This window comes from Pseudomonas sp. P9_31 (genome assembly GCF_034008235.1).
Classification (GTDB): Bacteria; Pseudomonadota; Gammaproteobacteria; order Pseudomonadales; family Pseudomonadaceae; genus Aquipseudomonas.
In genome coordinates, this window is sequence record NZ_CP125375.1 from 4,598,796 (window position 1) to 4,624,311 (window position 25,516).

Genomic DNA, 25,516 nt, shown 5'->3' on the forward strand with positions numbered 1-25,516 from the left:
AGTGGCTCAGTTAGTCGTCAAGATTATGTGACAGGTAGAGCGCATTTCAAACCCTGAGAACTCAATACTTGCGCCATAGCGGCCAATCCGTAACGAATACTTTACAAAAAGCACGGATTTTTCCTACGCATAACGGGAATCACCTGCTGCAACACCGCACACCTTGGGGTATTTCTAGGTCCATAGCTGTACACACAACAAGAACGAATCCCCTAGCAGGAGAGCAGCATGAAGCAGACGCAATACGTGGCTCGCGAGCCCGATGCGCAAGGTTTTATCGACTACCCCGCCGAAGAACACGCGGTGTGGAACACGCTGATCACTCGCCAGCTGAAAGTGGTCGAGGGCCGTGCGTGCCAGGAATACCTGGACGGTATCGAAAAACTCGGTCTGCCCCACGACCGCATTCCGCAACTCGGTGAAATCAACAAAGTCCTCGGTGAAACCACCGGCTGGCAGGTTGCCCGAGTCCCCGCACTGATTCCCTTCCAGACCTTTTTCGAATTACTGGCGAGCAAACAGTTTCCGGTGGCGACCTTCATTCGTACCCGCGAAGAGCTGGATTACCTGCAAGAGCCAGACATTTTCCACGAAATCTTTGGCCACTGTCCGCTGCTGACCAACCCCTGGTTTGCCGAATTCACCCACACCTACGGCAAACTCGGCCTACAGGCTTCCAAGGAAGAACGGGTGTACCTGGCGCGTCTGTACTGGATGACCATCGAGTTCGGCCTGGTCGACACATCGCAAGGCCTGCGCATCTATGGCGGCGGTATTTTGTCCTCGCCGAAAGAAACCGTTTATTCCCTGTCGGACGCACCTGAGCATCAGGCCTTCGACCCGCTGGAATGCATGCGCACGCCATACCGCATCGACATTCTGCAACCGTTGTACTTTGTCCTGCCGAACCTCAAGCGCCTGTTCGACCTGGCCCACGAAGACATCATGGGCATGGTCAAACAAGGCATGCAGCTTGGATTGCACGCACCGAAATTTCCGCCAAAAGCTGCGTGACCCGCGCCTTTTGGCATCAAGTGAGTCTGTTACGGATCGCCGCTTTGCTTTAGCGTGGTCCCACTGACGACCGTTTTTCAAAACACTCGATTTCAGGAACACATCATGTCCACATTAAACCAAGCCCACTGCGAAGCCTGCCGCGCCGATGCCCCTCAGGTCAGCGACGAAGAATTGCCGATCCTGATCAAGCAGATCCCTGACTGGAACATCGAAGTCCGCGACAGCGTGATGCAGTTGGAAAAAGTTTTTCTGTTCAAGAACTTCAAACACGCGCTGGCGTTCACCAACGCGGTCGGCGAAATCTCTGAGGCCGAAGGTCACCACCCGGGCCTGCTGACCGAGTGGGGCAAAGTCACCGTGACCTGGTGGAGCCATTCCATCAAAGGCCTGCACCGCAACGATTTCATCATGGCCGCGCGCACCGACGAAGTGGCCAAAGACGCCGAGGGCCGCAAATAATGCATTTCGACGCCATCGGCCGAGTACCCGGCGACCCGATTCTCGGCCTGATGGAGGCCTATGCGCAGGACCCCAACCCGCGCAAATTCGACCTTGGCGTGGGTGTCTATAAAGATGCCCAGGGCCTGACGCCCATCCTCGAAGCGGTGAAGCTTGCCGAGCAGCGCCTGGTGGATCGCCAAGCCACCAAGACCTACATCGGCGGTCACGGCGATGCTGCGTTCGGCAAGGTCATCAACGAGTTGGTGCTGGGCGCCGATTCGGCGCTGATCGCCGAGCAACGGGCCGGTGCCACTCAGACGCCGGGCGGCACCGGCGCGCTGCGCTTGAGCGCCGATTTCATTGCCCAATGCCTGCCGGGCCGAGGCGTATGGTTGAGCAACCCGACCTGGCCGATCCACGAAACCATTTTCGCGGCAGCGGGGGTCAAGGTCAGTCACTACCCGTACGTGGGCAGCGATAACCGTCTGGATGTGGACGCGATGCTCGCGGTGCTCAATGAAGCGCCCAAGGGCGACGTGGTGCTGCTGCACGCCTGCTGCCACAACCCGACCGGTTTCGACCTGTCCCACGACGATTGGCGCCGGGTGCTGGACGTGGTGCGCAGTCGTGATTTGCTGCCACTGATCGACTTCGCCTATCAGGGCTTTGGCGACGGCCTGGAGCAAGATGCCTGGTCGACCCGGCTGTTCGCCGCCGAATTGCCGGAAGTGCTGATCACCAGTTCCTGCTCGAAGAACTTCGGCCTGTACCGCGACCGCACCGGCGCGCTGATTGTCTGCACGCAAACCGCCGACAAGCTGCTGGATATCCGCAGCCAACTGGCCAACATCGCCCGCAACCTGTGGTCGACACCACCGGATCATGGCGCCGCCGTGGTCGCGACCATCCTTGGCGATCCAGAGCTGAAAAGCCGCTGGGCCGACGAAGTGGAAGCCATGCGTTTGCGTATCGCCCAGTTGCGCAGCGGTCTGGTCGAAGCGCTGGAACCCCATGGCTTGCGCGAACGATTTGCGCACATCGGTGTGCAACGCGGGATGTTTTCCTACACCGGTTTGTCGCCGGAACAGGTCAAGCAACTGCGCGAGCATCACAGTGTGTACATGGTCAGCTCGGGCCGGGCGAACGTGGCCGGGATTGATGCGACGCGCCTGGATCTGCTGGCCGAGGCCATCGCTGACGTTTGCAAATAACCATCGAGCACTGCAAGTCCCCCTGTGGGAGCGGGCTTGCCCGCTCCCACATTTGAATGTGTGTCGCCCCCTCTTATCGACCTGTCTAGACAATCCCATCCGTCGCAACATGTGGACATAAAAGTCTATTTGTCATTTCTCCTGCTGTATCCTGCCCAGGCTTTTTTAAAGCGCGGATCTACCAGATCTATCAACAGACTTAGCGAGGAGCGCGACATGCACGAGATCCCTAATCTCCCCTTCCCAAGCCTGCACGAAACTGAGCAGACAACCACGCAACAAGCCGGTGCCCAACAGCCCGAGACGAAAGAAGCACCTGAACGCCGCCAGGCCGACAGCGAAGACTGATACATCCGCACCACCAGACCGTGTGGAAAGCGCTAATATGCGCTTTCCACACCGCCTGAACCGCGAGCCCCGCACCATGAGCGATGATTTTACTGAAGCACAGGCCAGCGTCCTGATCGGCACCGCCGAGAAGATGATCGACATCTGGAACCGCCTTTCCCCCGAGAAGCAAGCCGCCCTGCTGGCCCGCTTCGGCAGCGAAGAAAACGCCCTGGCCGCCCTGGTCACGACGCAACTGGTCGCCCCTGCAAAATCCTGACTCATCCCGTTCGGCAAATAGTTTTACTTTTTCACGCCTCGCGACTGTCCACGCCGCTATCATAAGCAGCCTATCTATCCTGCTGCCCCGTGGACCTTTTACCCATGTCAAAAACCCAGCGCCCCTTGGCGGTCACGCTGCAAGTTGTCTCCATCGTCCTGTTCACGTTCATCGGTTACCTGAATATCGGCATTCCCCTGGCCGTACTGCCGGGCTACGTCCACAGCGACCTCGGTTTCGGCGCCGTGATCGCCGGGCTGGTGATCAGTGTGCAATACCTGGCCACCCTGCTCAGCCGCCCGTACGCCGGGCGCATCATCGATAACAAGGGCAGCAAACTGGCGGTGATGTATGGCCTCGCCGGCTGTGGTTTGAGCGGTGTATTCATGCTGATTTCCGCCTGGACCCAAAGCCTGCCGACGTTAAGCCTGATCAGTCTGTTGATCGGTCGTCTGGTGCTCGGCAGCGCGGAAAGTCTGGTGGGTTCCGGGTCGATCGGCTGGGGCATCGGCCGCGTCGGCGCGGCGAACACCGCCAAGGTCATCTCCTGGAACGGCATCGCCAGTTATGGCGCGTTGGCGGTCGGCGCACCGCTGGGGGTGCTACTGGTGAGCCAACTGGGTTTGTGGAGCATGGGCGTGAGCATCGTGCTGCTGGCCGTGCTGGGCGTGGCGCTGGCCTGGCCGAAAGCCGCGGCACCAATTGTCGCAGGTGAACGTTTGCCGTTCATGCATGTGCTGGGACGGGTATTTCCTCATGGCTGCGGTCTGGCGCTGGGCTCCATCGGCTTTGGCACCATCGCGACCTTCATTACCCTGTACTACGCGACTCAGCATTGGTCCAACGCGGTGCTGTGCCTGAGCTTGTTCGGCGCCAGTTTTATCGGTGCGCGACTGCTGTTCGGTAACCTGATCAACCGCCTCGGCGGCTTTCGCGTGGCAATTGCCTGCCTCTCGGTGGAAACCCTCGGGCTGTTGCTGCTGTGGCTCGCGCCGGACGCTCATTGGGCACTGGCTGGCGCGGCACTGAGCGGTTTCGGTTTCTCGCTGGTGTTCCCGGCCTTGGGCGTGGAAGCGGTCAACCTGGTGCCCGCTTCCAGCCGTGGCGCGGCGGTCGGGGCTTATTCGCTGTTCATCGATTTGTCGCTGGGGATTACCGGACCGCTGGCGGGTGCGATTGCGGCAGGCTTCGGTTTTGCCTCGATCTTCCTGTTCGCCGCCCTCGCCGCCTTGAGCGGATTGATGCTGAGCGTTTACTTGTACCGGCAGGCGCCAAAGTATCGGGAAGAACGTGAAGCCCGCTAGAAATCCACCTTGCCACGCCCGGCCTTGATGCTGCCGCGTTTGGTCTTGGATTCGAGCCGACGTTTCTTCGAACCGAGGGTCGGCTTGGTCGGGCGGCGTTTCTTTTCGACTTTGGTGGCACTGAGGATCAATTCGCTCAGACGCTCCAGTGCGTCGGCGCGGTTCTGCTCCTGCGTGCGGTACTGCTGGGCCTTGATGATCAACACACCTTCGCTGGTGATGCGACTGTCGCGCAGCGCCAACAGCCGCTCCTTGTAGAACTCGGGCAAGGACGAGGCCGGAATGTCGAAGCGCAGATGCACGGCGCTGGAGACTTTATTGACGTTCTGCCCACCGGCACCTTGTGCGCGAATGGCCGTCAATTCGATCTCGGCATCCGGCAGATGCACGTTGTTGGAAATCACCAGCATGGAAAATCACTACCTCAGGTCGCTATGCGACAGATAAACCCAACTCCGACAGCAGCATCGAGGCTTGTGCGCGAGAAATCACGGCACCCTTGAACAGTTTGGCATCATTGAGCCGAAAACCGCTCAAATCGGCACCGCGCAGATCCGCACCGGCAAACGTCGCCCCATTGATACGTGCATGCGCCAGGCTGCAATCGACAAACTCAGCCTTGCGAAAGTCCGCATCGCTCAAGTCCGCCTCAGAGAAATCCAGGTTGCTCAGCGTGCTCTTGGCAAATGACATTCCCGGCAAGAAAGCACTGTTAAGTCGCGTTTCACTGAATGAAAGGCCCAGGCTCGAACAGTGACTGAAGTTCGCGCCCGTCAACTTGCATCCGTCGAAATTGACTTGCGCCAGTTTGGCTCGCTGCCATCGAGTGTTGTTCAAATCACAATTACTGAACGATGCCTCCAGCAGATGTGCCGCTTCGAAAATCGCGTGCGCACCCCGACAACCCTTCCATTGAGTTCCCTCCAGGCGCGCCCCGAGAAACTGGCTGCGCAACAATATGCAACGCTGGAACTCGCAGTGATCCAGCACCAGCCTCGACAAATCAGCGTCGGTAAAGTCCACGCCCGTGAAGCGCAATGGCACGTTGCTCCCGTCAATCAGCGCTTGAACATCTTCACGACCCAGCATCCCGCCTTCGATTTCATAATGTGTCTGCCCTTCGCCCATGCCTGGCTCCTATGTGATTGGATTGGCTGAAGGCAGTCTATCGCCACCTCGCGTAGGACCGCAGACAAAAAAACCGGCAGAAGCCGGCTTTTTTGTTGTCATCCTTTGCCTACTTGATCGCAGAACCGACAACAGCAGTGCCGTGGTCACGACGCTTGTTCTTGATGCCGTAGCAGATCCACATGAACGCGACCCACACCGGAATCGCATACACCGAGATCTGGATGCCCGGAATCAGCAGCATCACGCCGAGGATGAACGCCACGAACGCCAGGCAAATGTAGTTGCCGTATGGGTACCACAAGGCCTTGAACAGCGGCGTCTGTCGGGTCTTGTTCATGTGCTGGCGGAACTTGAAATGCGAGAAGCTGATCATTGCCCAGTTGATCACCAGGGTTGCTACCACCAACGACATCAACAGTTCCAGCGCGTTTTGCGGGATCAGGTAGTTCAGCAACACCGCGATCAACGTCACGGCGGCCGACGCCAGGATCGAACGCACCGGCACGCCACGCTTGTCGATCTTCGACAAGGCCTTCGGCGCATCGCCCTGCTCGGCCATGCCCAGCAACATGCGGCTGTTGCAGTAAGTGCCACTGTTGTACACCGACAGCGCCGCGGTCAGGACCACGAAGTTGAGGATGTGCGCGGCGGTGTTGCTGCCGAGCATCGAGAACACTTGCACGAACGGGCTACCGCTGTAGGCATCGCCGGACGCATTCAGCGTCGTCAGCAGGCTGTCCCAAGGGGTCAGCGACAGCAGGACCACCAACGCACCGATGTAGAAAATCAGGATCCGGTAGATCACCTGGTTGATGGCTTTCGGGATCACGGTTTTCGGCTTGTCGGCTTCAGCAGCGGTGAAACCGAGCATTTCCAGGCCGCCGAAGGAGAACATGATGATCGCCATGGCCATCACCAGACCGCTGACGCCGTTCGGGAAGAAGCCACCGTGGGACCACAGGTTGGTCACCGAGGCTTGCGGGCCGCCGTGGCCGCTGACCAGCAAGTAGCTGCCCAGGGCAATCATGCCGACGATCGCCACGACCTTGATGATCGCGAACCAGAACTCGGCTTCGCCGAAGACTTTGACGTTGGCCAGGTTGATCGCGTTGATCAGCACGAAGAAAGCAGCGGCCGAGGCCCAGGTCGGGATGTCCGGCGCCCAGTAGTGGATGTATTTGCCGACCGCAGTCAGCTCGGACATGCCCACCAGAATGTACAGAATCCAGCAGTTCCAGCCCGACAGGAAACCGGCGAAACCGCCCCAGTATTTGTGGGCGAAGTGGCTGAAGGAACCGGCGACCGGCTCTTCGACGATCATTTCGCCCAGTTGGCGCATGATCATGAAGGCGATGAAGCCGCAAATGGCGTAACCGAGAATCATCGACGGGCCGGCGGATTTGAGTACACCGGCCGAGCCGAGGAACAACCCGGTACCAATCGCGCCACCGAGGGCGATCAGTTGAATATGGCGATTTTTCAGGCCGCGTTTAAGCTCGCCTGAATGCGAGTTTTGTCCACTCATGAAAAGGGTCTCACGCAAGGTTTGATGATGTTCAGTAGACGTTGCTGCTCGGTTGCGATTTCAAGCAGCGCCGATCAAACCCCAGCGCAGGCACCAGGAGTTCAGCGTTTTTACGACAGTCATGCGTCACCTATTTGTTTTTATCTGTGACGAAATCGAACCCGACACGCTCGTGACGCGGCGGAGTGAACAAGGCGGGTAGCCTTGAAGTTTGCGCTATTGCGCAGAGGGTCACAGTTAAAACGCGGCGCATTGTACACCTGTAACCCCCTGCTGCCAGACACCGCTGGATCAGCGCGTCGGTTGCCGGGATTGCGTGTGTCCGCCTCGAGTGGCTCGGGCGGCTGCAAAAATTGAGTCAGGCCTTTGCAGGCCATCGACGGGAGCAGCGGAGAAATCGCTCCACGGGGTGAGATGGAGATAAGTCACGGCGTTCATTGCGCCTCCTTCTTGTTATGCACCTGCACGACAGGCATGGGGCGCATCTCACCCTTCAAACGATGCTGAAACAAGCGCACCAGAGCCCTTGAATCCCATCCACACAGCGGCGGACGGCAGCTTTTCCTTACAGCCCTTTCCCCAGCGGCATTCCACGGGGTTTGAGCGGGCTTTTCGTAAGGTTTTGTTTACAAGGCGTAACGCAAATTTTCCAAACCAGATCCAGAGACTCTCTGACTGTAAATTGACGATAGGAAGCTTGCTAAGTAAATACCCGACTTAGTTTTCTGTTTTCTATTAAAAAGTTCGCTTTCGAAAAACGGAATAAATAGTTCAAATGAAAATTGTTTGATTATTTTTTTGCATTCCAAAAATCTGTGAACTAGGTTTGCAGCAACTTGCCGAGCCGCATCGACCGACAAGTTGACGCGCTCTTCAACGGGTGAAAAGCACGCCGCTGTTCTTACCGAAGCTGTTCTTACCAAAAGAAGTCATCTAGGAGATTCACCATGCAAGCACTGGACAAAGACTTGGACACTGAACTGCAACTGGACGATTGGTTTGAAGCACCGACCCATGAGGCCGCCGTTGAAATGATGCAAGCCGATGCGGTTGTTCCGTTCGGCACGGCGATGTGGCCTTTGTAAGGTATTCCGACGGGCACGATCCGGCCGGTCGTGTCCGCCTCTTTCTCGGTTTGTCAGGGAGGACTACATGGATAAGCAGCGCGCCATTTCGCATTTCCTTTACTACCTCGAACATCACCCTGCCGTTGCCGGTGTCAACCCGGCAAAGGTCTTGCTCGGCCACACCGCTGACTACGAGGCACTGACCGGCGCCATTGCCGAGCAAGCCGGTAACAGCCCACGGTTCAGCTTCAGCGCAATGCGCCTGGACCTCGAACCCACCCAATTGCTGGCTCAGGCGATTGCCGACAGCGATCTGTACATTTTCTTCTACGACTCTTCCACCCTGCCCAACCCGCGTCCCGACGGCCCGGACTTTGTCCGTGCACTGCAAGGCGTTATGGCGCAGAACTGGAAGAAGTCGCTGCTGTTCAAGGATTACGGCGATTACTTCTACGACACCTTCAGTGTCACCCCGCAGCGAATTGCCGGATTGAACAGGCACTTGATCCAGCGCATGTCCCACGCCACCACCTTGAGTTTCAAAGATGATCATGGCTCGTGGTTCGAAACGCCATTGAGCAGTATCAAGAAATGGACCGACATCAACGGTATCGGCAACTTCGATCTGGCCCCCGGCGAGATCGCCACCCATAGCGAGGCCATTAATGGCCGGGTGAAGTTTATGGGGACGTTCCTCGGCACAATTCCGTTTGCCCGCAAGTACGGCGTACTGACGTCACCGCTGGAGTTGTGGATCGAGAACTCGACCATCAGCAAAATCGCCACCGATGTGCCGGGACTGGAGCATGACTTCAACAAGTACCTGGACGCCAATCCGTCCAATCGACGAATCGAGGAGCTGGGGATCGGCACCAATGAAGGCGTGAAAGCGTTGTATGCGCGCAATGCCGGGTTCGAGGAGCGCCATTGCGGCTTGCACCTGGGGCTGGGCGGTGGCGCCAAGGGTAGCCATCATCTGGACCTGATCTTCTCCAGTGGCGTGTTGGCGCTGGATGATGAGCCGGTGTTTAACGGACGGTTTGTCTTTTAGCCCAAGATTCTGCAGTGATGCCGAGGACGCCTTCGCGGGCAAGCCTCGCTCCCACATTGATCGCATTCCTATGAAACAACTCGGTCACCTGTGGGAGATTCTATGGTTGAGGGGAAGCCCTCAACCGGCTTTTGGTTGGTATTCGCTCTGCCCTTTCAGCAGAGCGAATACGATCCGAGCAAGCTTGCGAGCCAGTATCACCAGCGCCTGAGTGGTGCTGAAGCCTCGAGCTCTTTGCTCTTCGTAAAAGCCTTTCCAGGCGGGCGTACGGCTGGCCGACATGGCTGCATTGTGCAAAAGCCGGCGGGCTTCCGGGTCACCTCGCTTGGTCAGACTCCGACGACCATCCTTTTGTCCTGACTTCGACACGCGCAGATCCATTCCCAGGAAGGCAATAAAGGCATCCGCGTTTCTGAAGTCGCCCCGCTGAAACGCCGTGAGCAAGCGGGCTCCGGTCAAAAAACCAATGCCTTCAACTTTCACGCAACGCTTCAACTGACTGAGCAAGCCGGCTTCCTTCAGATGATCATTAATCGTCTTTTCGACCAGCGCCTCAAGCTGCTGCATGGATTTCACTTGCTCGGCGAAAGCTGTCTTCAACAGCGGCTCATTCGCCCAGCTTTGCACCAGGCCGACCCGCGCCTGAACCAAGGCTGCGCGACGACGGAAGAGGCTCAGGAGCTGGCGGTACAGCGGTGATGGCGGGGTCCACGGATGAAGATCATCACCTTCGTTCTTCAGATAGCGAGCGAGCAGCCTGGCATCCAGCGCATCGGTTTTGGCACGGATATTCACCCCTTTGCGGTAATGGCTGAGCTCATAGCCACCCACCATGTAAATCGTGCAGCCGGCCTCATAGGCCAGATCAGCGAACTCCAAGTGATAGATATTGGTCGATTCAATAGCTACCGCGACTGTCCCTGGCAAGGCCTTCAACCACGTCTTGATGGCTGCTTTGTTGTTGGGAATCTCTTCAAGCAGGTCAAGTTCGGCGTGATAGATCACCAGTTCGTTCTTGGCGACATCCACACCTACGATCGGCTGTGTGACAGAAACCGGCATTGCCATTGTATTTCCTCCGGGATATGGTTTTGAACACTTGAAGGGCTCACCCAGAGGCGCAGGCTTGTTCCTATCGTCGGTCTAGCCAGATGCATTCTTTATCGGCGCTTGGGTGAAAGGAGGAGGGGCGAAATCTCCCACGGATCTGTACTGCGTCAACAGTCAGAATCGGGCTTTGTCCCTCCTCCTCCCTTCAAGTCCTACCATACAAGCGGGCTTGCCCGCGATGACTGACTTACAAACACCCCTTCACTAAAACCAGCCCCAAAAAAAACGCCATCCTCGAAGGATGGCGTTTTTCATGGAGCGCTTACCGATTACTCAGGCTTGCGGCGACCGAAGCCCGGACGCTGGCCGGAACCGGCTGGTGCGCCGCGGCGCTTGCCCGATGGCGCGTCACGGTCGACCAGCACGATGCCTGGGCGTTTCTTCGGCGCCGGCTTGGCCGGGCGCTTGGTGTCGGCCGGGCGGTCTGCCACCGGCGTACCACGGCCGGCAGGCGCGCCGCGGTCGCTACGACCACCGGACGGAGCGCCACGGCCTTCGCCACGCTCAGTGCGACCGTTGGCCGGACGTGGAGTGCGTGGGCCGCGCTCGCCGTCCTGACGTGGCGCTGGCTTACGGGCCGGGCGCTCGCCTTCGATCTGCGGCTCGCGGGATTCGCGTGGGCTGGCAGCGGTCGCACCAGCAGCTGGACGCAACGTGCGCACGCGCTCGGTCTTGCCCATCGGACGCGACGATTTACGCTGCATACGATCGAGCTTGTCCTTGCTCTTGGCGTTCATCTGCGGCATCGCCACCGGGGTCAGACCGACTTCGGCACTCAGAATGTCGACTTCGTACTGGCTCATTTCGCGCCAGCGGCCCATCGGCAGGTCGGAATTGAGGAACACCGGACCGAAACGCACGCGCTTCAGGCGGCTGACCACCAGCCCCTGGGATTCCCACAGGCGACGGACTTCGCGGTTACGACCTTCCATCACCACGCAGTGGTACCAGTGGTTGAAACCTTCGCCGCCTGGTGCCTGCTTGATGTCGGTGAACTTGGCCGGGCCGTCTTCGAGTACCACGCCTGCCTTCAGACGCTCGATCATCTCGTCATCGACTTCGCCACGTACACGTACCGCGTATTCACGGTCCATTTCGTAGGAAGGGTGCATCAGGCGGTTGGCCAACTCACCGTCGGTGGTGAACATCAAGAGACCGGTGGTGTTGATGTCCAGACGACCGATATTGATCCAGCGACCTTCTTTCGGGCGCGGCATCTTGTCGAACACGGTCGGACGGCCTTCCGGGTCGACACGGGTGCAGATTTCGCCGTCGGGCTTGTTGTACATGATCACGCGGCGTACCGACTCGGCGGCTTCTTCGCGCTTGATCACCTTGCCATCGATGGTGATGGCGTCATGCAGGTCGACGCGCAGGCCGAGGGTGGCGTCTTTGCCATTGACCTTGATGCGGCCGTGGCTGATCCAGGCCTCTACGTCACGGCGCGAGCCGACGCCGATACGGGCGAGGACTTTCTGCAGTTTTTCGCCTGCGGGGCCGATTTCCTGGTCGTCTTTCTGGTCGTTGATACTCATCTGGGCACCTCCCGGTGTGATCAAGTTCAGGCCTTGGCCTGAAGATGTGAAATCTGGTCGTTTGACGAAGGAATCGCCAAAGGGTCGCGAATCATACGCTCATGGGAGCGTTCGCGCATCAGAGACTAGCTGATCGATGGGAGGTTATTGGCTTTTCCGCCGACCGGTGGCACCAAGCTCGAATTCAATACAGAACCAATGTGGGAGCGAGCCTGCTCGCGATAGCGGTGGATCAGACAACATTGATGTCGACTGACGCGCCCTCATCGCGAGCAGGCTCGCTCCCACAGGTTTTTGTCAATCTTCGAACTGGCGGCGCTCGGCCTCGATGGCTTCTGCCAAAGCCTGGGCTTCGGCTTCTTCGTCGGTCAGCTCGGGCTCAGGCTTCGGCTGTTCGAGAGCGGCGACGGCGGCCAGGAGCTTTTCGCGAGCTTCGGCAACGCCAAGAATGTCATCTTCCTGTTCTGGTTCTGGTTCTGGTTCGGCTTCGGCTTCGGCTTCGGCTTCAGCTTCAGCTTCAGCTTCGACCTGAGGTTCAACTTCGGTTTCAGGCTCGGGTCCTGCCAACTCCCCTTCAGTCTCGGTGAACTCGCCATCGCGCAACAAATCGTCGAAATCGGTCTTGAGCCCCTCCTCCATGGTGTCCAGCTCCAGCAGCAACGTATGGAAACTGGTTTCTTCCTTGGGCTCCTCCGGTTCGGCGCTGGCATCCGCCAATTCTTGCAACCCGGCCGGCACCGGTGCGTCATCGAACTCGAGCATCGGCTCGGGTTCCAGTTCACGCAGCTCCGCCAACGGTGGCAGGTCGTCGAGGTTCTTCAGGTTGAAGTGATCGAGAAACGCCTTGGTGGTGGCGAACATCGCTGGCTTGCCGGGCACGTCACGGTAACCGACGATGCGGATCCACTCACGCTCCAGCAGGGTTTTCACGATGTGACTGTTAACCGCCACGCCGCGCACGTCTTCGATCTCGCCCCGGGTGATCGGCTGGCGATAGGCGATCAGGGCCATGGTTTCGAGCATGGCCCGCGAGTAACGCTGCGGCCGCTCTTCCCACAAGCGTCCGACCCACGGTGCGAATTTTTCGCGGATCTGCAAGCGATACCCGGAGGCGACTTCCTTCAACTCGAAGGCTCGCCCATCGCAGGATTTGGCCAGAATCGTCAGCGCTTTCTTGAAAACCGGCGGTTCGGGCCGCTCGCCTTCTTCGAAGAGTTCGAACAGGCGCTCCAGCGATTGTGGTTTTCCCGAGGCCAACAGAAAGGCTTCAAGCAGTGGCGCCAGCTCGCGGGGTTCAGTCAGGTTCATGATTCAACTCGTTATTCGGCTCGGGCCCGGACATGGATCGCCGCGAACGGCTCATTCTGCACCAGCTCGACCAAGGATTCCTTGACCAGTTCGAGGATCGCCATAAAGGTGACTACCACCCCCAGGCGCCCTTCTTCAGCGGTGAACAGCTCGACAAAAGGCACAAAACCGCCGCCCTTGAGCCGCTCCAGCACATCGCTCATACGCTCGCGGGTGGACAATGCCTCGCGGCTGACCTGGTGGCTTTCGAACATGTCGCCGCGGCGCAGGACCTCGGCCATGGACATCAGCAACTCTTCCAGACGCACATCCGGCAACAGCTTGCGCGCGCGTGCCTCCGGGGCATCGAGCTTGGGCACCAACACGTCGCGGCCAACGCGGCTCAGGCCATCAATGCCTTCGGCGGCAGCCTTGAAGCGTTCGTATTCCTGCAGACGACGGATCAGTTCGGCGCGGGGGTCGTCGTCTTCGTCTTCAATCGTTTCGGCCCGTGGCAGCAGCATCCGCGATTTGATCTCGGCGAGCATCGCGGCCATCACCAGGTACTCGGCGGCCAACTCCAGGCGCACCGACTGCATCAACTCGACATAGCCCATGTACTGACGGGTGATTTCCGCCACCGGGATGTCGAGGATATTGATGTTCTGTTTGCGGATCAGGTACAGCAGCAGGTCGAGCGGGCCTTCGAAGGCCTCGAGAAAGACCTCAAGCGCATCCGGCGGAATGTACAGGTCCAGCGGCATTTCCATGACCGCCTGGCCATAGACCATGGCGAAAGGCAGTTCTTGCTGGGCGCCGGCCTGGCTGTCGACGGGTTCTACTGCAGACATCTAGGCCTCGGCCATAAATGGCGCAGGGTCGCCGCAACCGACGCGGATGACTTCCGGCTCGCCGTCGGCGAGGTTGATCACGGTGGATGCCTTGATCCCTCCGAAACCGCCGTCGATGATCAGGTCCACCTGATGCTCAAGCAACTGGCGCATTTCGTAGGGATCGGTCAACGGGTCGGTGTCGCCAGGCATGATCAGGGTCACGCTCATCAGCGGTTCGCCAAGTTCTTCGAGCAGCGCCAAAGCAATCGGGTGGCTCGGCACGCGCAGGCCGATAGTGCGCTTTTTCGGGTGCAGCAATAGCCGCGGAACTTCCCGGGTGGCGTTGAGAATGAAGGTGTAAGGCCCCGGCAAGTGAGCTTTGAGCAAGCGGAAGGTGCCGGTGTCGATCTTGGCAAACAGCCCCAACTGCGACAGGTCGCTGCAAATCAGCGCGAAGTTGTGCTTCTCATCCAGCTGACGCAACCGGCGCACACGCTCCACGGCGCTCTTGTCGCCGATCTGGCAACCAATGGCGTAGGAAGAGTCCGTGGGATAAATCACCACCCCGCCGTTGCGGATGATCTCGACAGCCTGTTTGATCAGGCGCGCTTGCGGGTTTTCCGGATGAATCTGGAAAAATTGACTCACATTCTCTACCTGTTCAGACGGCGGCAATAATTGGGTCATGTTTGAATCGACACCACAGTGGTGGCAGATCCTCCGGGAGCGGGCGGTATTCACCGATCTCGGACCAGCCTCCAGGGCCATGAAAATCACTGCCGGCACTGACCAGCAGACCAAATTCGCGGGCAAGAATCGCCAGGCTGCCCACCTGTTCGGCGGGTTGATGGCCATTGACCACTTCAATCGCGTGGCCCCCGGCTTGAATATAGTCAGAAATCAGGCGGCGACGCTTGCTGCGAGTGAAATCGTAGTGCCAGGGATGCGCCAGGCTGACCCAGGCACCCGCGGCGCGCAGGGTTTCGACGGTGTCTTCCAGGGTTGGCCAGTGTTGTTTGACGTCTCCCAGTTTGCCGGCACCCAGCCATTTGCGGAACGCTTCGGCGCGATCCTTGACGAAACCTTCGCGCACCATCCAGTCGGCGAAATGCGGACGGGCCGGCGCGTTGCCACTGTCGCCCAGTTCCTGCTGAATGGCCCGGGCACCGTCAAGCGCCCCCGGCATGCCTTTCAACGCCAACTTGCGGCTTATTTCTTCGGACCGTAGCCAGCGGCCATCGTGCAATTTTGCGATGGCCTCGACCAACGGCGCGGCATTGACGTCGAAACCATAGCCCAACACATGAATGGTCGCCCCGCCCCAAGTGCAGGACAATTCGACGCCGTTGACCAGTTGCATCCCCAGCGCCGTCGCGGTGCTACGGGCCTCGTCGAGGCCTTCGAGGGTGTCGTGATCGGTCAAGGCCAGGACTCGCACGCCTTTCTCGAACGCACGCGCAACCAGTGCCGCAGGCGCCAGGGCGCCATCGGAAGCCGTGCTATGGCAGTGCAAATCAACATTCACAGGACTGTGTCACCTCAAATCAGCTGACGCTATCGCGCGTCAATATGTTTGTTATTATGCCGCCACATCCTGCTTCTGGCTGCCACTGTGAAACAATTCATCGACTTCATCCCGCTTCTACTGTTTTTCATCGTCTTCAAAATCGATCCACGGGTCGTCGACATTGGCGGCCATCAACTGACAGTCGGTGGTATTTACAGCGCCACAGCGATGCTGATCATCAGCTCCCTGGTGGTCTACGGCACGCTGTTCATCAAGCAGCGCAAGCTGGAGAAAGGCCAGTGGCTGACCCTCATCGCCTGCCTGGTCTTCGGCAGCCTGACCCTGGCGTTCCACAGCGAGACGTTCCTGAAATGGAAAGCCCCGGTGGTCAACTGGCTGTTCGCTCTCGCGTTCATCGGCAGCCACTTCGTCGGTGACCAACTGCTGATCAAGCGCATCATGGGCCACGCACTGACCCTGCCGGAACCGGTCTGGACCCGTCTGAACATCGCCTGGATCGTTTTTTTCCTGTTTTGCGGCGCCGCCAACCTATTCGTTGCGTTCACGTTCCAGAGCTACTGGGTCGACTTCAAGGTCTTCGGCAGCCTGGGCATGACGTTGCTGTTCCTGGTCGGCCAGGGCATCTACCTGTCCCGCCACTTGCACGATGCCGATACCACCACGCCAAAAACCGAGGACTGACATGCTTTACGCAATCATTGCCACAGACGTCGCCAACTCCCTGGAAGCCCGCCTGGCCGCACGGCCTGCGCACCTTGAGCGCCTGCAAGTGCTTAAAGGCGAAGGTCGTATCGTATTGGCCGGCCCACACCCGGCGGTCGACAGCAATGATCCGGGCGCAGCGGGCTTCACTGGCAGCCTGATCGTTGCTGAATTCGATTCCCTGAGCGCCGCAAAGGCCTGGGCCGACGCCGACCCGTACATTGCCGCAGGCGTCTACGCCAATGTTTTGGTCAAGCCGTTCAAGCAAGTCCTGCCGTAAAATCCTTCCGCGCGGTGAGCCTTGTCGGCTCATCGCGTGTTCAATCGCTCATTATTCTCGTTTACCGGCCGACAACCTGCCCAATACTCGTATTGGAATCAGGAGTTGCGATGCGCAAAGGTCCGTTGTGTCTGATGTTGGTGACGTTGTCGATCATGGCGCCCGCCCACGGTGAAGAAAGCGCCAATGGCGTTAATTCGACGCCGCTGTCCTTGAGCGCCGGCAGCCAGATCACCGAGTTGCAGCAGCGCTTGAAGGCAAGCGAACAGCAACGAGAAGAACTGAGCAAACAACTGCAAAATACCGATGGCGAACGCGAAAGCGCCCAACTGAGCCGGTTGCGCCAAGAGAATCAGCGCCTGAAGCTGCAACTCAAGGAAACCCAGGCCAGCAACCCGCTGCCGCGCCTGCTGACTGACCAGCAACAGTGGTTCGTCATCGGAGCCGCAGTTGCGCTATTGGCCCTGCTCTGCGGTATCTTCGCCAGTGGTGCCACTAGAAAACGTAGGCAATGGCTAAATTGAGTGAGTCATGAGCGAGCTGTTACTAATTGATGATGACCAGGAGCTGTGTGAGCTCCTGAGTAGCTGGCTGAGCCAGGAAGGCTTTCAGGTACGCGCCTGCCACGATGGCCAGAGCGCCCGTCGCGCGCTGGCCGAGACGTCTCCGGCAGCAGTGGTGCTGGACGTGATGCTGCCAGACGGCAGCGGCCTGGAACTGCTCAAGCAACTGCGCAGCGACCATCCGGAGTTGCCGGTGCTGATGCTCTCGGCCCGTGGCGAACCCCTGGACCGCATCCTCGGCCTGGAACTCGGTGCCGACGATTACCTGGCCAAGCCGTGCGACCCCCGGGAACTGACAGCCCGCCTGCGCGCGGTGTTGCGCCGCAGTCATCCGACGGCAGTCTCCAGCCAGCTAGAACTCGGCGACTTGTGCTTCAGCCCGGTGCGTGGCGTGGTCAGCATCGATGAACAGGAGTTCACCCTCACCGTCTCCGAAAGCCGCCTGCTCGAAGCCCTGCTCAAGCAACCCGGCGAACCGCTGGATAAACAGGAGCTGGCGCAAATCGCCCTGGGTCGCAAACTTACCCTGTACGACCGCAGCCTGGACATGCACGTGAGCAACCTGCGCAAAAAGATCGGCCCACACCCCGACGGCCGCCCGCGCATCGTGGCCCTGCGCAGTCGCGGTTACTACTACAGCCTGTAAGAACCGAGAAAGAACCGAATAAGAGCAACCTGTGGCGAGAGAGCTTGCTCCCGCTGGGCTGCGAAGCGGCCCCAAAAGCGGGACTGCTACGCAGTCCAGCGGGAGCAAGCTCCCTCGCCACAGACGGGTGCCTGCACATGGAGCTTTGACAGGTCGGCACAAGACCCTCTTTACCCAAGCTTTACGCTCCGCTGACCGCCGCTGACCTTGATCTGCGTAATCTGTACACATCCGGAACGTACCGGGAACGAGACAAGGAGATACACCATGCGCAAGACTCTTATCGCTCTGATGTTCGCTGCCGCCCTGCCGACCGTTGCCATGGCCGCGCCTGAAGGCGCAGGCCCGATGGGTGATCACATGGACGGCTCACGCCACGGCGGTCAGATGCACGGCATGCACGGTAAAGGCCCTTACAGCCAGCTTGACCTGAGCCGCGAACAGCGCGAGCAGATCCGCAAGATCATGGGCGAGCAGATGCACGAGCGTCAGCAACTGGTCGACAAGTACCTGGAAAAACTCTCGCCAGCCGATCAGAAAGCCCTGAAAGACGAGATGGCGGCCAAGCACCAGAAAGCCGAAGCCGACGTTCGCGCGGTGCTGAAACCGGATCAACAGAAGCAATTCGACGAGATCCAGAAGAAAGAGGCTGAACGTCGCGCAGAATGGGCCGAGTTCAAGGCCTGGAAAGCGCAGCAAGCGCAAAAAGCGCAATAATGCGTTAACCCTGGACCCAACGGCTAATCACCGTTGGGTCTGATGCCACTCGATTTTAATGTAGGAGCGAGCCTGCTCGCGATGGCGTCCTTTCAGTCACGTTGATGTTGAATGTGCCGACGCTATCGCGAGCAGGCTCGCTCCCACATGGATTGCGTTTGTTCGAGGATTTTCTGTGCGTTCATTGTTCTGGCGTATCCTGGCCAGCTTCTGGCTGGCCATCGCTCTGGTTGCAGGGCTTTCCATTTTGCTGGGGCACATGCTCAACCAGGACGCGTGGATTCTCAGTCGTCACCCGGGTCTCAACACCCTGGCCGAACAGTGGACGCAAACCTACGAAAGTCAGGGCGAAGAAGCCGCACAAGACATTCTGGAGCAGCGCAAGCGCCAGTATCACATCGACGTTCAGGTGCTCAACGAGAGCGGGGACCCGGTGGTGCGCGGCACCTTCCCTCGGCGTGCAGCAGCCTTCGAGGCACGGCAGCAAAACGATGATCGGCGCCTGCCGTGGCGGCGTCTGACCGATGAATACACCAGCGCCAAGACGGGTGACACCTACCTGCTGATCTACCGCATTCCGCACCCGGAACTGGACGCTTGGCACCGTGAAAGCCTGCTCTGGCCGTTGAGTGCGCTGGGTATCGCCCTGGTGGTGCTGACCCTGTTCAGCCTGCTGGTGACCTTTTCCATCACCCGACCGCTGAGCCGTTTACGCGGCGCGGTGCATGAGTTGGGGCAAACGACGTATCAACAGAACAGCTTGGCGCAACTGGCCAATCGGCGCGATGAATTCGGTGTGCTGGCCAACGACTTCAACCGCATGGGCGCACGCCTGCAAAGCCTGATCGGCAGCCAGCGGCAATTGCTGCGCGATGTGTCTCACGAGTTGCGTTCGCCCCTCGCCCGGCTACGCATTGCGCTGGCACTGGCCGAGCGGGCCAATCCTGAAGAGCGGGAAAAACTCTGGCCGCGCCTGACCCGTGAATGCGATCGACTGGAAGCACTGATCAGCGAAATCCTGGTGTTGGCGCGGGTCGATGCCGACAACGCCAGTGCCGAAGAGGTGGATCTCAATGCGCTGCTCAATACCCTGCAAAAAGATGCTCAGCTGGGCTCACCGGAGCAGAACGTGCGCCTTGAGGCCGAGCCGCAACTGAACCTCAGAGGCTGGCCGACCATGATCGAGCGCGCCGTGGACAACCTGTTGCGCAATGCCCAGCGCTTTAACCCGGTCGGGCAACCGATCGTAATGCAGGCGTTGCGCCAGGGCGACAGGATTGTGGTCAGCGTGCGCGATCACGGCCCCGGTGTAGAGGCCGAGCATTTGAATCAGTTGGGGGAACCGTTCTATCGGGCGCCGGGCCAGACAACGGCCGGGCATGGCCTGGGCCTGGCCATTGCGCGCCGCGCGGCGGAACGGCATGGCGGCAGTCTGGTGCTGGCGAATCACCCTGGGGGCGGGTTTATTGCCAGTCTGGAATTGCCGTTGGCGCCGGGGGCTGTGGTTCAACCCTGAACCCTGTGGGAGCGGGCTTGCTCGCGATGGCGGCGGCACCTTCAACATCTCAGTGCCTGACACTCCGCTATCGCGGGCAAGCCCGCTCCCACAGGGGAATCGTTTCCTCAGTTACTACCCGGCCAGGCACTGACGAACTCGGTCAAATCAACCTTCTCCGCCACACGCGGTTCTTTCTGCGGTGTACCGAGATAAAGGAACGCAATCACCTCTTCCCCTTCCGCCAACCCCAAGCCTTTAGCCACATGCTCCGAATACGCCAGCTCTCCGGTGCGCCATACCGCGCCAATGCCTTGTGCGTAAGCGGCCAGCAAAATCCCGTGAGCCGCGCAGCCTGCCGCCAACAATTGTTCGGATTTGGGGTATTTGACGTGATCCTGCAAACGGGCAATCACCACAACCACCAGCGGTGCACGCAGCGGGCCGTTACGGGCCTTGTCCAGCGCGGCTTCTGACACCTCGCTGTCTTGCAGCTTCGCCGCTTCGGCCAGCAACTCGCCCATTTGCTCGCGCGCCGCGCCTTCGACTGTCAGGAAGCGCCAAGGCTGCAAGTGGCCGTGGTCTGGCGCGCGCATCGCGGCGGCAAACAGCACTTCCCGTTGCTCGGCGGTGGGCGCCGGGTCGAGCAGTCGTGGAACGGAAACACGGTTGAGCAAAGCGTCGAGAGCCTGCATCGGCCACCTCCTGAAAAAAATGTCTGGCTATTCTAGCGGTATCCGGCACGGGGCTGCCGGTTTACATGCCCTGCCCCGCAGGTAGAATGGCGCCCTCCCTAATTCAGCCCGAGCGGACTTCATGGCGTTGCCGACCTTACGGATCATTGGTTTCATCATCGGCATCTTCCTGATCACGCTGGCCATTTCCATGGTCGTGCCCATGGCCACCCTGGTGATCTTCGAACGCACCAGCGACCTCACATCGTTCCTCTGGGCCAGCATGATTACCTTTGTCGCCGGCCTGGCCCTGGTGATTCCAGGGCGCCCCGAGCACATCCATCTGCGCCCGCGAGACATGTACCTGTTGACGGTCAGCAGCTGGCTGGTGGTGTGCATCTTCGCCGCCCTGCCGTTCCTGCTGACCCAGAACATCAGCTACACCGACTCGTTCTTCGAAAGCATGTCCGGCATCACCGCCACCGGTGCGACGGTGCTCACGGGCCTGGACAGCATGTCCCCCGGCATCCTGATATGGCGTTCATTGCTGCACTGGATCGGCGGGATCGGCTTTATCGGCATGGCGGTTGCGATTCTGCCATTGCTGCGCATCGGGGGCATGCGGCTGTTTCAGACCGAGTCGTCGGACCGTTCCGAAAAAGTCATGCCTCGTTCGCACATGGTGGCGCGTTTGATCGTTGCGACCTACGTCGGCATCACCATTTTCGGCAGCCTGGCGTTCTGGTGGGCCGGGATGAGCCCGTTCGACGCCATCAACCATGCGATGTCAGCGATTTCCACCGGTGGTTTCTCGACCTCCGACCAGTCTTTGGCCAAGTGGCCGGAGCCTGCGGTGCATTGGGTCGCGATCGTCATCATGATTCTCGGCGCCCTGCCGTTCACCCTGTATGTCGCCACGTTGCGCGGTAACCGTCGGGCGCTGATCAAGGATGAACAGGTTCAAGGCTTGCTCGGCATGTTGCTGGTGACCTGGCTGGTGCTCGGCACCTGGTATTGGTGGACCACCGAGCTGCATTGGCTGGAGGCGTTGCGACATGTGGCGCTGAACGTGACGTCGGTGGTGACCACCACCGGCTTTGCATTGGGGGACTACAGCCTCTGGGGCAACTTCTCGCTGATGCTGTTCTTCTATCTGGGGTTTGTCGGCGGCTGTTCGGGTTCAACCGCTGGCGGGATCAAGATTTTCCGCTTCCAGGTGGCCTACATTCTGCTCAAGGCCAACCTTAACCAATTGATTCACCCGCGCGCGGTGATCAAGCAGAAATACAACGGCCACCGTCTGGACGAAGAAATCGTGCGTTCGATCCTGACCTTTTCGTTTTTTTTCGCCATCACCATTTGCGTCATCGCGCTGCTGTTATCGCTGCTCGGCGTGGACTGGATGACTGCCCTTACCGGCGCGGCCAGTACAGTGTCCGGCGTCGGCCCGGGGTTGGGCGAAACGATCGGCCCGGCGGGCAACTTCGCCAGCCTGCCCGACGCCGCGAAGTGGATTCTCTCGTTCGGCATGTTACTGGGCCGGCTGGAGATCATTACGGTGTTTGTTCTGTGTATCCCTGCGTTCTGGCGTCACTGATCCGCTCGGGGGCTTCCATCAACCGCGCCCGGTATTCGCCGGGGGTGGCGTCAAACCAGCGTCGGAAGGCGCGGAAGAAGTTGCTCGGATCGGCAAACCCCAGCAGGTAGGCAATTTCCAGCAGGGTCATGCTCGGTTGCGCCAGGTATTGCTCGGCCAGTTCACGCCGCGTGTCATCCAGCAACATCTGAAAACTCGTGCCCTCTTCCTGCAAGCGTCGCTGCAAGGTGCGTTGCGACAGGTGCAGCGCCTGCGCCACCGCATCGCGCTTGGGTTCGCCCTGGGGCAGTAAACGGCACAGCACCTGCCGCGCATTGTGGGTCACGCGGCTCTCGGAAAACCGCGCCAGGTACTCACCGGCAAAGCGGTCGTGCAACAACGCCATAGCCTCATTGGCGGTGGGCAACGGCGCCTCCAGGTCGGCGCGTTCGAAGATCAAGGCGTCATACGGCGCGTTGAACATTATCGGGGCATGGAAGGCTTGCTTATAGGGTTCGAGATCGACGGGCAGATCGCCCTGCAGTAGTACTTTGCGCGGTTGCAGCGTGCGCCCGGTCAACCAGCCGCAAAGCGCCAAGGCACAGGCCAGCGATGCTTCGGCGCTTTGTCGGGTCGGCGGCAGGTGGTCGCCATGCACCGTCAGAACCAACGCATAGCCTTCATCCAGCAAGCGGAAACTCAGGTCGGCACTTTCGGCGATGATTCGCTGATAACGCACCAGGCGCTGAAAGCCTTCGGCCAGGGTCCGGCTGGACATCAAGGCATAACCGGCGACGTGCAGGGACGCCGGTCGCACCACCTTGCCCATGTTCAGGCCTATCGCCGGGTTGCCGGACACCTCGACCGCGCGCTGCCAGAGCCGTGTCATGGAATCTTGCGGGAAGCGCGCATCCGGATCATCCAGTGCCGCATAGTCGAGCCCTAGCTGCTTGAACAGACCCCGGCAGTCCAGGCCGTCCATTTCCAGTGCTTTGACAATCCCCATCGCCCAGCTTGCAGAAGTCGTTCGTTCGCTCATGGCGTTTACTACGTGATGGCCGCATGCCACGACCCATTTCCGAAGGATACTAAAGTGGCGCCTATTGTCACTGGCTGATGCCAATGATCACTCTAGACTCAAATAAGCTACCCGCAGAACAACTTGTCGCCTGCACACACACCACAGAGATCGCAGTCGTGGAAAACATCAAACGATTCAACAGCTTCGCTGAGTTTTACCCGTATTACCTCAGCGAACACCGCAACAGCACATGCCGACGACTGCATTTTGTCGGCACCACGCTGGTTATTTTCATTCTGGTGCTGACCATCGGCAAAGGCGCCTGGTGGATGTTGCTGGCCCTACCGCTGGCCGGTTACAGCTTTGCCTGGGTCGGGCATTTCTTCTTCGAGAAGAATCGCCCTGCAACCTTTCAACATCCTCTTTACAGCTTGCTCGGCGATTTCGTCATGTACCGCGACATGCTTGTGGGTCGTGTGCCGTTCTAGGCTGTGCAGCCACTGCGACGCTGGATCCAGCGTCCTACACTCAAAACATCCCTTACGATCAGAACAAGAGGGTAGCCGATGTATGCCCGCGCCCGTTTTACCCATATGCAGGACGGCACACAGGAAGACTGGGCGATCATCGCCGCAGATTTCAGCGCCTATGCCCGACAATTGCCGACACGGATCGTGGCGCACCTGAAGTTACTGGAGGGGGATTTTGGCGGTTTCCCGGTGGATCGTCTGACCCACTCCCTGCAAACCGCCAGCCGTGCCTGGCGCGATGGTCGTGACGAAGAGTACGTGATCTGCGCCCTACTCCATGACATTGGCGACACACTAGGCTCCTACAACCACCCGGACATCGCCGCGGCGATCCTCAAGCCGTTCGTCAACGCCGAGAACCTGTGGATGGTGGAGAAACACGGGATTTTCCAGGGCTATTACTTCTTCCATCACCTGGGCATGGACCGGCATTTGCGCGAGCAATTCAGCCGTCATCCGCAGTATCAGGCAACCATCGAATTTTGCGCCCGGTACGATGCGGCGGCGTTCGATCCGGCATACGACACGCTGCCACTGAGTTTCTTTGAGCCGATGATGGAGCGGTTGTTTGCGCAGCCGAAGAATTCAATTTACAAGGCGGCGATGGAAGAACACGCGTCAGCCTGATGAATGTCGGGGACCGCTGCGCAGTCCATTCGCGAGCACGCTCGCTCCCACAGTGGATCTACAGTGAGCCACCTATATTTGGCACACCACAGCTCTAATGTGGGAGCGAGCCTGCTCGCGATGAGGCCAGCCCAGATACCTAGTTTTTAAGCTGGCTCCGCGACCTTCACCGCCTTCAACTCCGCCTCTCGCGCCTGGGCATCGGCCAACCGATACAACTCGATCGAACCGTCCCAATGCTCGATCAGCGCCGTGCACGACTCCACCCAATCCCCGCAATTGAGGTAATCCACCTCGCCAACCTTGCGAATCTCTGCATGGTGAATGTGCCCGCACACCACCCCGTGCAACTCGCGTTTGACGCATTCGTGGGCGATGGCCTCTTCAAAATCGCTGATGAAGCTGACGGCGGTCTTGACCTTGTGCTTGAGGTACGCCGACAGCGACCAGTAGCCGTAGCCATAACGGGCACGCCAATGGTTGAGCCAGCGGTTGAGGGTCAGGGTGAACTCGTAGGCCGAGTCGCCGAGAAAAGCCAGCCAGCGGTGGTAGCGGGTGATCACGTCGAACTGGTCGCCGTGAATCACCAGCAGATGACGGCCATCGGCAGTCACATGCACGGCTTCGTCCACCAGTTGGATATTGCCCAGCATCAGCTTGGAATATCGGCGCAGGAACTCGTCATGGTTGCCGGTGACGTAGATCACCTCCGTGCCGCGCTTGCTCATGGTCAGCAAGCGACGAATCACATTGGTGTGCGCCTGGGGCCAATACATGCCGCTGCGCAGTTTCCAGCCGTCGATGATGTCACCGACCAGGTAGATCTTGTCGGCGTGATAGCCCTTGAGAAACTGCGACAGGTGCTCGGCCTGGCAGTCCCGGGTGCCCAAATGCACGTCGGAAATCCACAAGGTCCGCACACGTTGCTTACGGCTGGGTTTGGCGAGCTCGGCGCTGGTCATGGGCAACCCTCTGGACAAGTTTTGGCAAGCTTGCGCCGGTCGGGTTAATTGCCCATGACAATCGCAAGTCAGTCCT

Annotated in this window: 29 protein-coding genes; 17 read left to right on the forward strand and 12 right to left on the reverse strand. The window is 59.3% G+C overall.

Going from position 1 to position 25,516, the window contains the following annotated elements; all coding sequences use genetic code 11:
- The first annotated feature begins 228 nt into the window (after positions 1–228).
- From phhA to QMK51_RS20675, 6 genes are all read left to right on the forward strand, one after another.
- Positions 229–1,014: a phenylalanine 4-monooxygenase gene (gene phhA / locus QMK51_RS20650; protein WP_320391497.1), complete on the forward strand. Its 786-nt coding sequence runs from the start codon at positions 229–231 to the stop codon at positions 1,012–1,014.
- Positions 1,015–1,119: 105 nt separating this feature from the next.
- Positions 1,120–1,476, forward strand: a complete 357-nt coding sequence (locus QMK51_RS20655) for a 4a-hydroxytetrahydrobiopterin dehydratase (protein WP_007938547.1) — start codon at positions 1,120–1,122, stop codon at positions 1,474–1,476.
- Entirely contained in the window at positions 1,476–2,669 is a 1,194-nt protein-coding gene (locus tag QMK51_RS20660) for an amino acid aminotransferase (protein WP_408980536.1), read from the forward strand. The genes QMK51_RS20655 and QMK51_RS20660 overlap by 1 nt, the downstream gene beginning before the upstream one ends.
- 216 nt (positions 2,670–2,885) lie before the next feature.
- Complete coding sequence (locus tag QMK51_RS20665) at positions 2,886–3,017, forward strand: hypothetical protein (RefSeq protein ID WP_007902501.1); 132 nt, start codon at positions 2,886–2,888, stop codon at positions 3,015–3,017.
- Positions 3,018–3,093: 76 nt separating this feature from the next.
- A complete protein-coding gene (locus QMK51_RS20670; RefSeq protein WP_019579540.1) occupies positions 3,094–3,276 on the forward strand; it encodes a hypothetical protein in 183 nt (60 codons plus the stop codon).
- Between the two features lie 104 nt (positions 3,277–3,380).
- Positions 3,381–4,580 (forward strand): MFS transporter, encoded by a 1,200-nt coding sequence (locus tag QMK51_RS20675; RefSeq protein WP_320391500.1) that lies wholly within the window; start codon positions 3,381–3,383, stop codon positions 4,578–4,580.
- On the opposite strand, the gene arfB is transcribed toward QMK51_RS20675, so the two are convergent.
- The 3 genes from arfB to QMK51_RS20690 form a co-directional block, all read right to left on the reverse strand.
- Positions 4,577–4,990: an alternative ribosome rescue aminoacyl-tRNA hydrolase ArfB gene (gene arfB / locus QMK51_RS20680; protein ID WP_320391501.1), complete on the reverse strand. Its 414-nt coding sequence runs from the start codon at positions 4,988–4,990 to the stop codon at positions 4,577–4,579. The two genes, QMK51_RS20675 and arfB, sit on opposite strands and share 4 nt — an antisense overlap.
- A 22-nt stretch (positions 4,991–5,012) precedes the next feature.
- Complete coding sequence (locus tag QMK51_RS20685) at positions 5,013–5,708, reverse strand: pentapeptide repeat-containing protein (protein ID WP_320391503.1); 696 nt, start codon at positions 5,706–5,708, stop codon at positions 5,013–5,015.
- Positions 5,709–5,817: 109 nt separating this feature from the next.
- Complete coding sequence (locus tag QMK51_RS20690) at positions 5,818–7,236, reverse strand: amino acid permease (RefSeq protein WP_320391505.1); 1,419 nt, start codon at positions 7,234–7,236, stop codon at positions 5,818–5,820.
- 947 nt (positions 7,237–8,183) lie between these two features.
- Here QMK51_RS20690 and QMK51_RS20695 point away from each other — a divergent pair.
- Together QMK51_RS20695 and QMK51_RS20700 are read left to right on the forward strand one after the other, a co-directional pair.
- Positions 8,184–8,321, forward strand: a complete 138-nt coding sequence (locus QMK51_RS20695; protein WP_007938535.1) for a hypothetical protein — start codon at positions 8,184–8,186, stop codon at positions 8,319–8,321.
- 67 nt (positions 8,322–8,388) lie between these two features.
- Entirely contained in the window at positions 8,389–9,354 is a 966-nt protein-coding gene (locus tag QMK51_RS20700; RefSeq protein ID WP_320391508.1) for a leucyl aminopeptidase, read from the forward strand.
- Between the two features lie 120 nt (positions 9,355–9,474).
- Here the strand turns inward: QMK51_RS20700 and QMK51_RS20705 are convergent, their stop codons facing one another.
- The 6 genes from QMK51_RS20705 to QMK51_RS20730 all read right to left on the reverse strand — a co-directional run bounded on the left by QMK51_RS20705 (position 9,475) and on the right by QMK51_RS20730 (position 15,644).
- Positions 9,475–10,422: an IS110 family transposase gene (locus QMK51_RS20705; RefSeq protein WP_320390752.1), complete on the reverse strand. Its 948-nt coding sequence runs from the start codon at positions 10,420–10,422 to the stop codon at positions 9,475–9,477.
- 311 nt (positions 10,423–10,733) lie between these two features.
- Positions 10,734–11,999: a 23S rRNA pseudouridine(2605) synthase RluB gene (gene rluB, locus QMK51_RS20710; protein ID WP_258696998.1), complete on the reverse strand. Its 1,266-nt coding sequence runs from the start codon at positions 11,997–11,999 to the stop codon at positions 10,734–10,736.
- Between the two features lie 297 nt (positions 12,000–12,296).
- Positions 12,297–13,307, reverse strand: a complete 1,011-nt coding sequence (scpB, locus tag QMK51_RS20715) for an SMC-Scp complex subunit ScpB (protein WP_320391511.1) — start codon at positions 13,305–13,307, stop codon at positions 12,297–12,299.
- An 11-nt stretch (positions 13,308–13,318) separates the two neighbouring features.
- Complete coding sequence (locus tag QMK51_RS20720; RefSeq protein WP_320394545.1) at positions 13,319–14,077, reverse strand: ScpA family protein; 759 nt, start codon at positions 14,075–14,077, stop codon at positions 13,319–13,321.
- Between the two features lie 60 nt (positions 14,078–14,137).
- Positions 14,138–14,767 (reverse strand): L-threonylcarbamoyladenylate synthase, encoded by a 630-nt coding sequence (locus QMK51_RS20725; protein ID WP_258697000.1) that lies wholly within the window; start codon positions 14,765–14,767, stop codon positions 14,138–14,140.
- A 13-nt stretch (positions 14,768–14,780) separates the two neighbouring features.
- Positions 14,781–15,644 carry a PHP domain-containing protein gene (locus tag QMK51_RS20730; RefSeq protein WP_258697001.1) on the reverse strand — a complete coding sequence of 288 codons (864 nt, stop codon included), beginning with the start codon at positions 15,642–15,644 and terminating at the stop codon, positions 14,781–14,783.
- An 87-nt stretch (positions 15,645–15,731) separates the two neighbouring features.
- On the opposite strand from QMK51_RS20730, the gene QMK51_RS20735 reads away from it, so the two are divergent.
- The 6 genes from QMK51_RS20735 to QMK51_RS20760 all read left to right on the forward strand — a co-directional run bounded on the left by QMK51_RS20735 (position 15,732) and on the right by QMK51_RS20760 (position 20,071).
- On the forward strand, positions 15,732–16,328 hold the full coding sequence (locus QMK51_RS20735) for a septation protein A (RefSeq protein WP_258697002.1): 597 nt from the start codon (positions 15,732–15,734) through the stop codon (positions 16,326–16,328).
- 1 nt (position 16,329) lies between these two features.
- Positions 16,330–16,629 carry a YciI family protein gene (locus QMK51_RS20740; RefSeq protein WP_008010986.1) on the forward strand — a complete coding sequence of 100 codons (300 nt, stop codon included), beginning with the start codon at positions 16,330–16,332 and terminating at the stop codon, positions 16,627–16,629.
- Positions 16,630–16,739: 110 nt separating this feature from the next.
- Positions 16,740–17,153 (forward strand): translation initiation factor 2, encoded by a 414-nt coding sequence (locus QMK51_RS20745; protein WP_258697004.1) that lies wholly within the window; start codon positions 16,740–16,742, stop codon positions 17,151–17,153.
- Positions 17,154–17,160: 7 nt separating this feature from the next.
- Positions 17,161–17,838, forward strand: a complete 678-nt coding sequence (locus QMK51_RS20750; protein ID WP_223487811.1) for a response regulator transcription factor — start codon at positions 17,161–17,163, stop codon at positions 17,836–17,838.
- Positions 17,839–18,105: 267 nt separating this feature from the next.
- A complete protein-coding gene (locus QMK51_RS20755) occupies positions 18,106–18,555 on the forward strand; it encodes an LTXXQ domain protein (protein ID WP_320391518.1) in 450 nt (149 codons plus the stop codon).
- Between the two features lie 175 nt (positions 18,556–18,730).
- On the forward strand, positions 18,731–20,071 hold the full coding sequence (locus tag QMK51_RS20760) for a HAMP domain-containing sensor histidine kinase (RefSeq protein ID WP_320391520.1): 1,341 nt from the start codon (positions 18,731–18,733) through the stop codon (positions 20,069–20,071).
- Positions 20,072–20,178: 107 nt separating this feature from the next.
- On the opposite strand, the gene QMK51_RS20765 is transcribed toward QMK51_RS20760, so the two are convergent.
- Positions 20,179–20,745, reverse strand: coding sequence for an NAD(P)H nitroreductase (locus QMK51_RS20765; RefSeq protein WP_320391522.1), 567 nt, complete (start codon positions 20,743–20,745; stop codon positions 20,179–20,181).
- Positions 20,746–20,866: 121 nt separating this feature from the next.
- Here QMK51_RS20765 and QMK51_RS20770 point away from each other — a divergent pair, with 121 nt between their 5' ends.
- Complete coding sequence (locus QMK51_RS20770) at positions 20,867–22,321, forward strand: TrkH family potassium uptake protein (protein ID WP_258697008.1); 1,455 nt, start codon at positions 20,867–20,869, stop codon at positions 22,319–22,321.
- Here the strand turns inward: QMK51_RS20770 and QMK51_RS20775 are convergent.
- Positions 22,278–23,339 (reverse strand): AraC family transcriptional regulator, encoded by a 1,062-nt coding sequence (locus QMK51_RS20775; RefSeq protein ID WP_320391524.1) that lies wholly within the window; start codon positions 23,337–23,339, stop codon positions 22,278–22,280. The genes QMK51_RS20770 and QMK51_RS20775 overlap by 44 nt on opposite strands.
- 158 nt (positions 23,340–23,497) lie before the next feature.
- On the opposite strand from QMK51_RS20775, the gene QMK51_RS20780 reads away from it, so the two are divergent.
- Both QMK51_RS20780 and QMK51_RS20785 read left to right on the forward strand, forming a co-directional pair.
- Positions 23,498–23,809, forward strand: a complete 312-nt coding sequence (locus QMK51_RS20780) for an Mpo1-like protein (protein WP_258697010.1) — start codon at positions 23,498–23,500, stop codon at positions 23,807–23,809.
- Between the two features lie 78 nt (positions 23,810–23,887).
- Complete coding sequence (locus QMK51_RS20785) at positions 23,888–24,478, forward strand: HD domain-containing protein (protein WP_320391527.1); 591 nt, start codon at positions 23,888–23,890, stop codon at positions 24,476–24,478.
- A gap of 146 nt (positions 24,479–24,624) precedes the next feature.
- Here the strand turns inward: QMK51_RS20785 and QMK51_RS20790 are convergent, their stop codons facing one another.
- Positions 24,625–25,440 (reverse strand): UDP-2,3-diacylglucosamine diphosphatase, encoded by an 816-nt coding sequence (locus QMK51_RS20790; protein ID WP_258697011.1) that lies wholly within the window; start codon positions 25,438–25,440, stop codon positions 24,625–24,627.
- Positions 25,441–25,516 lie beyond the last annotated feature (76 nt).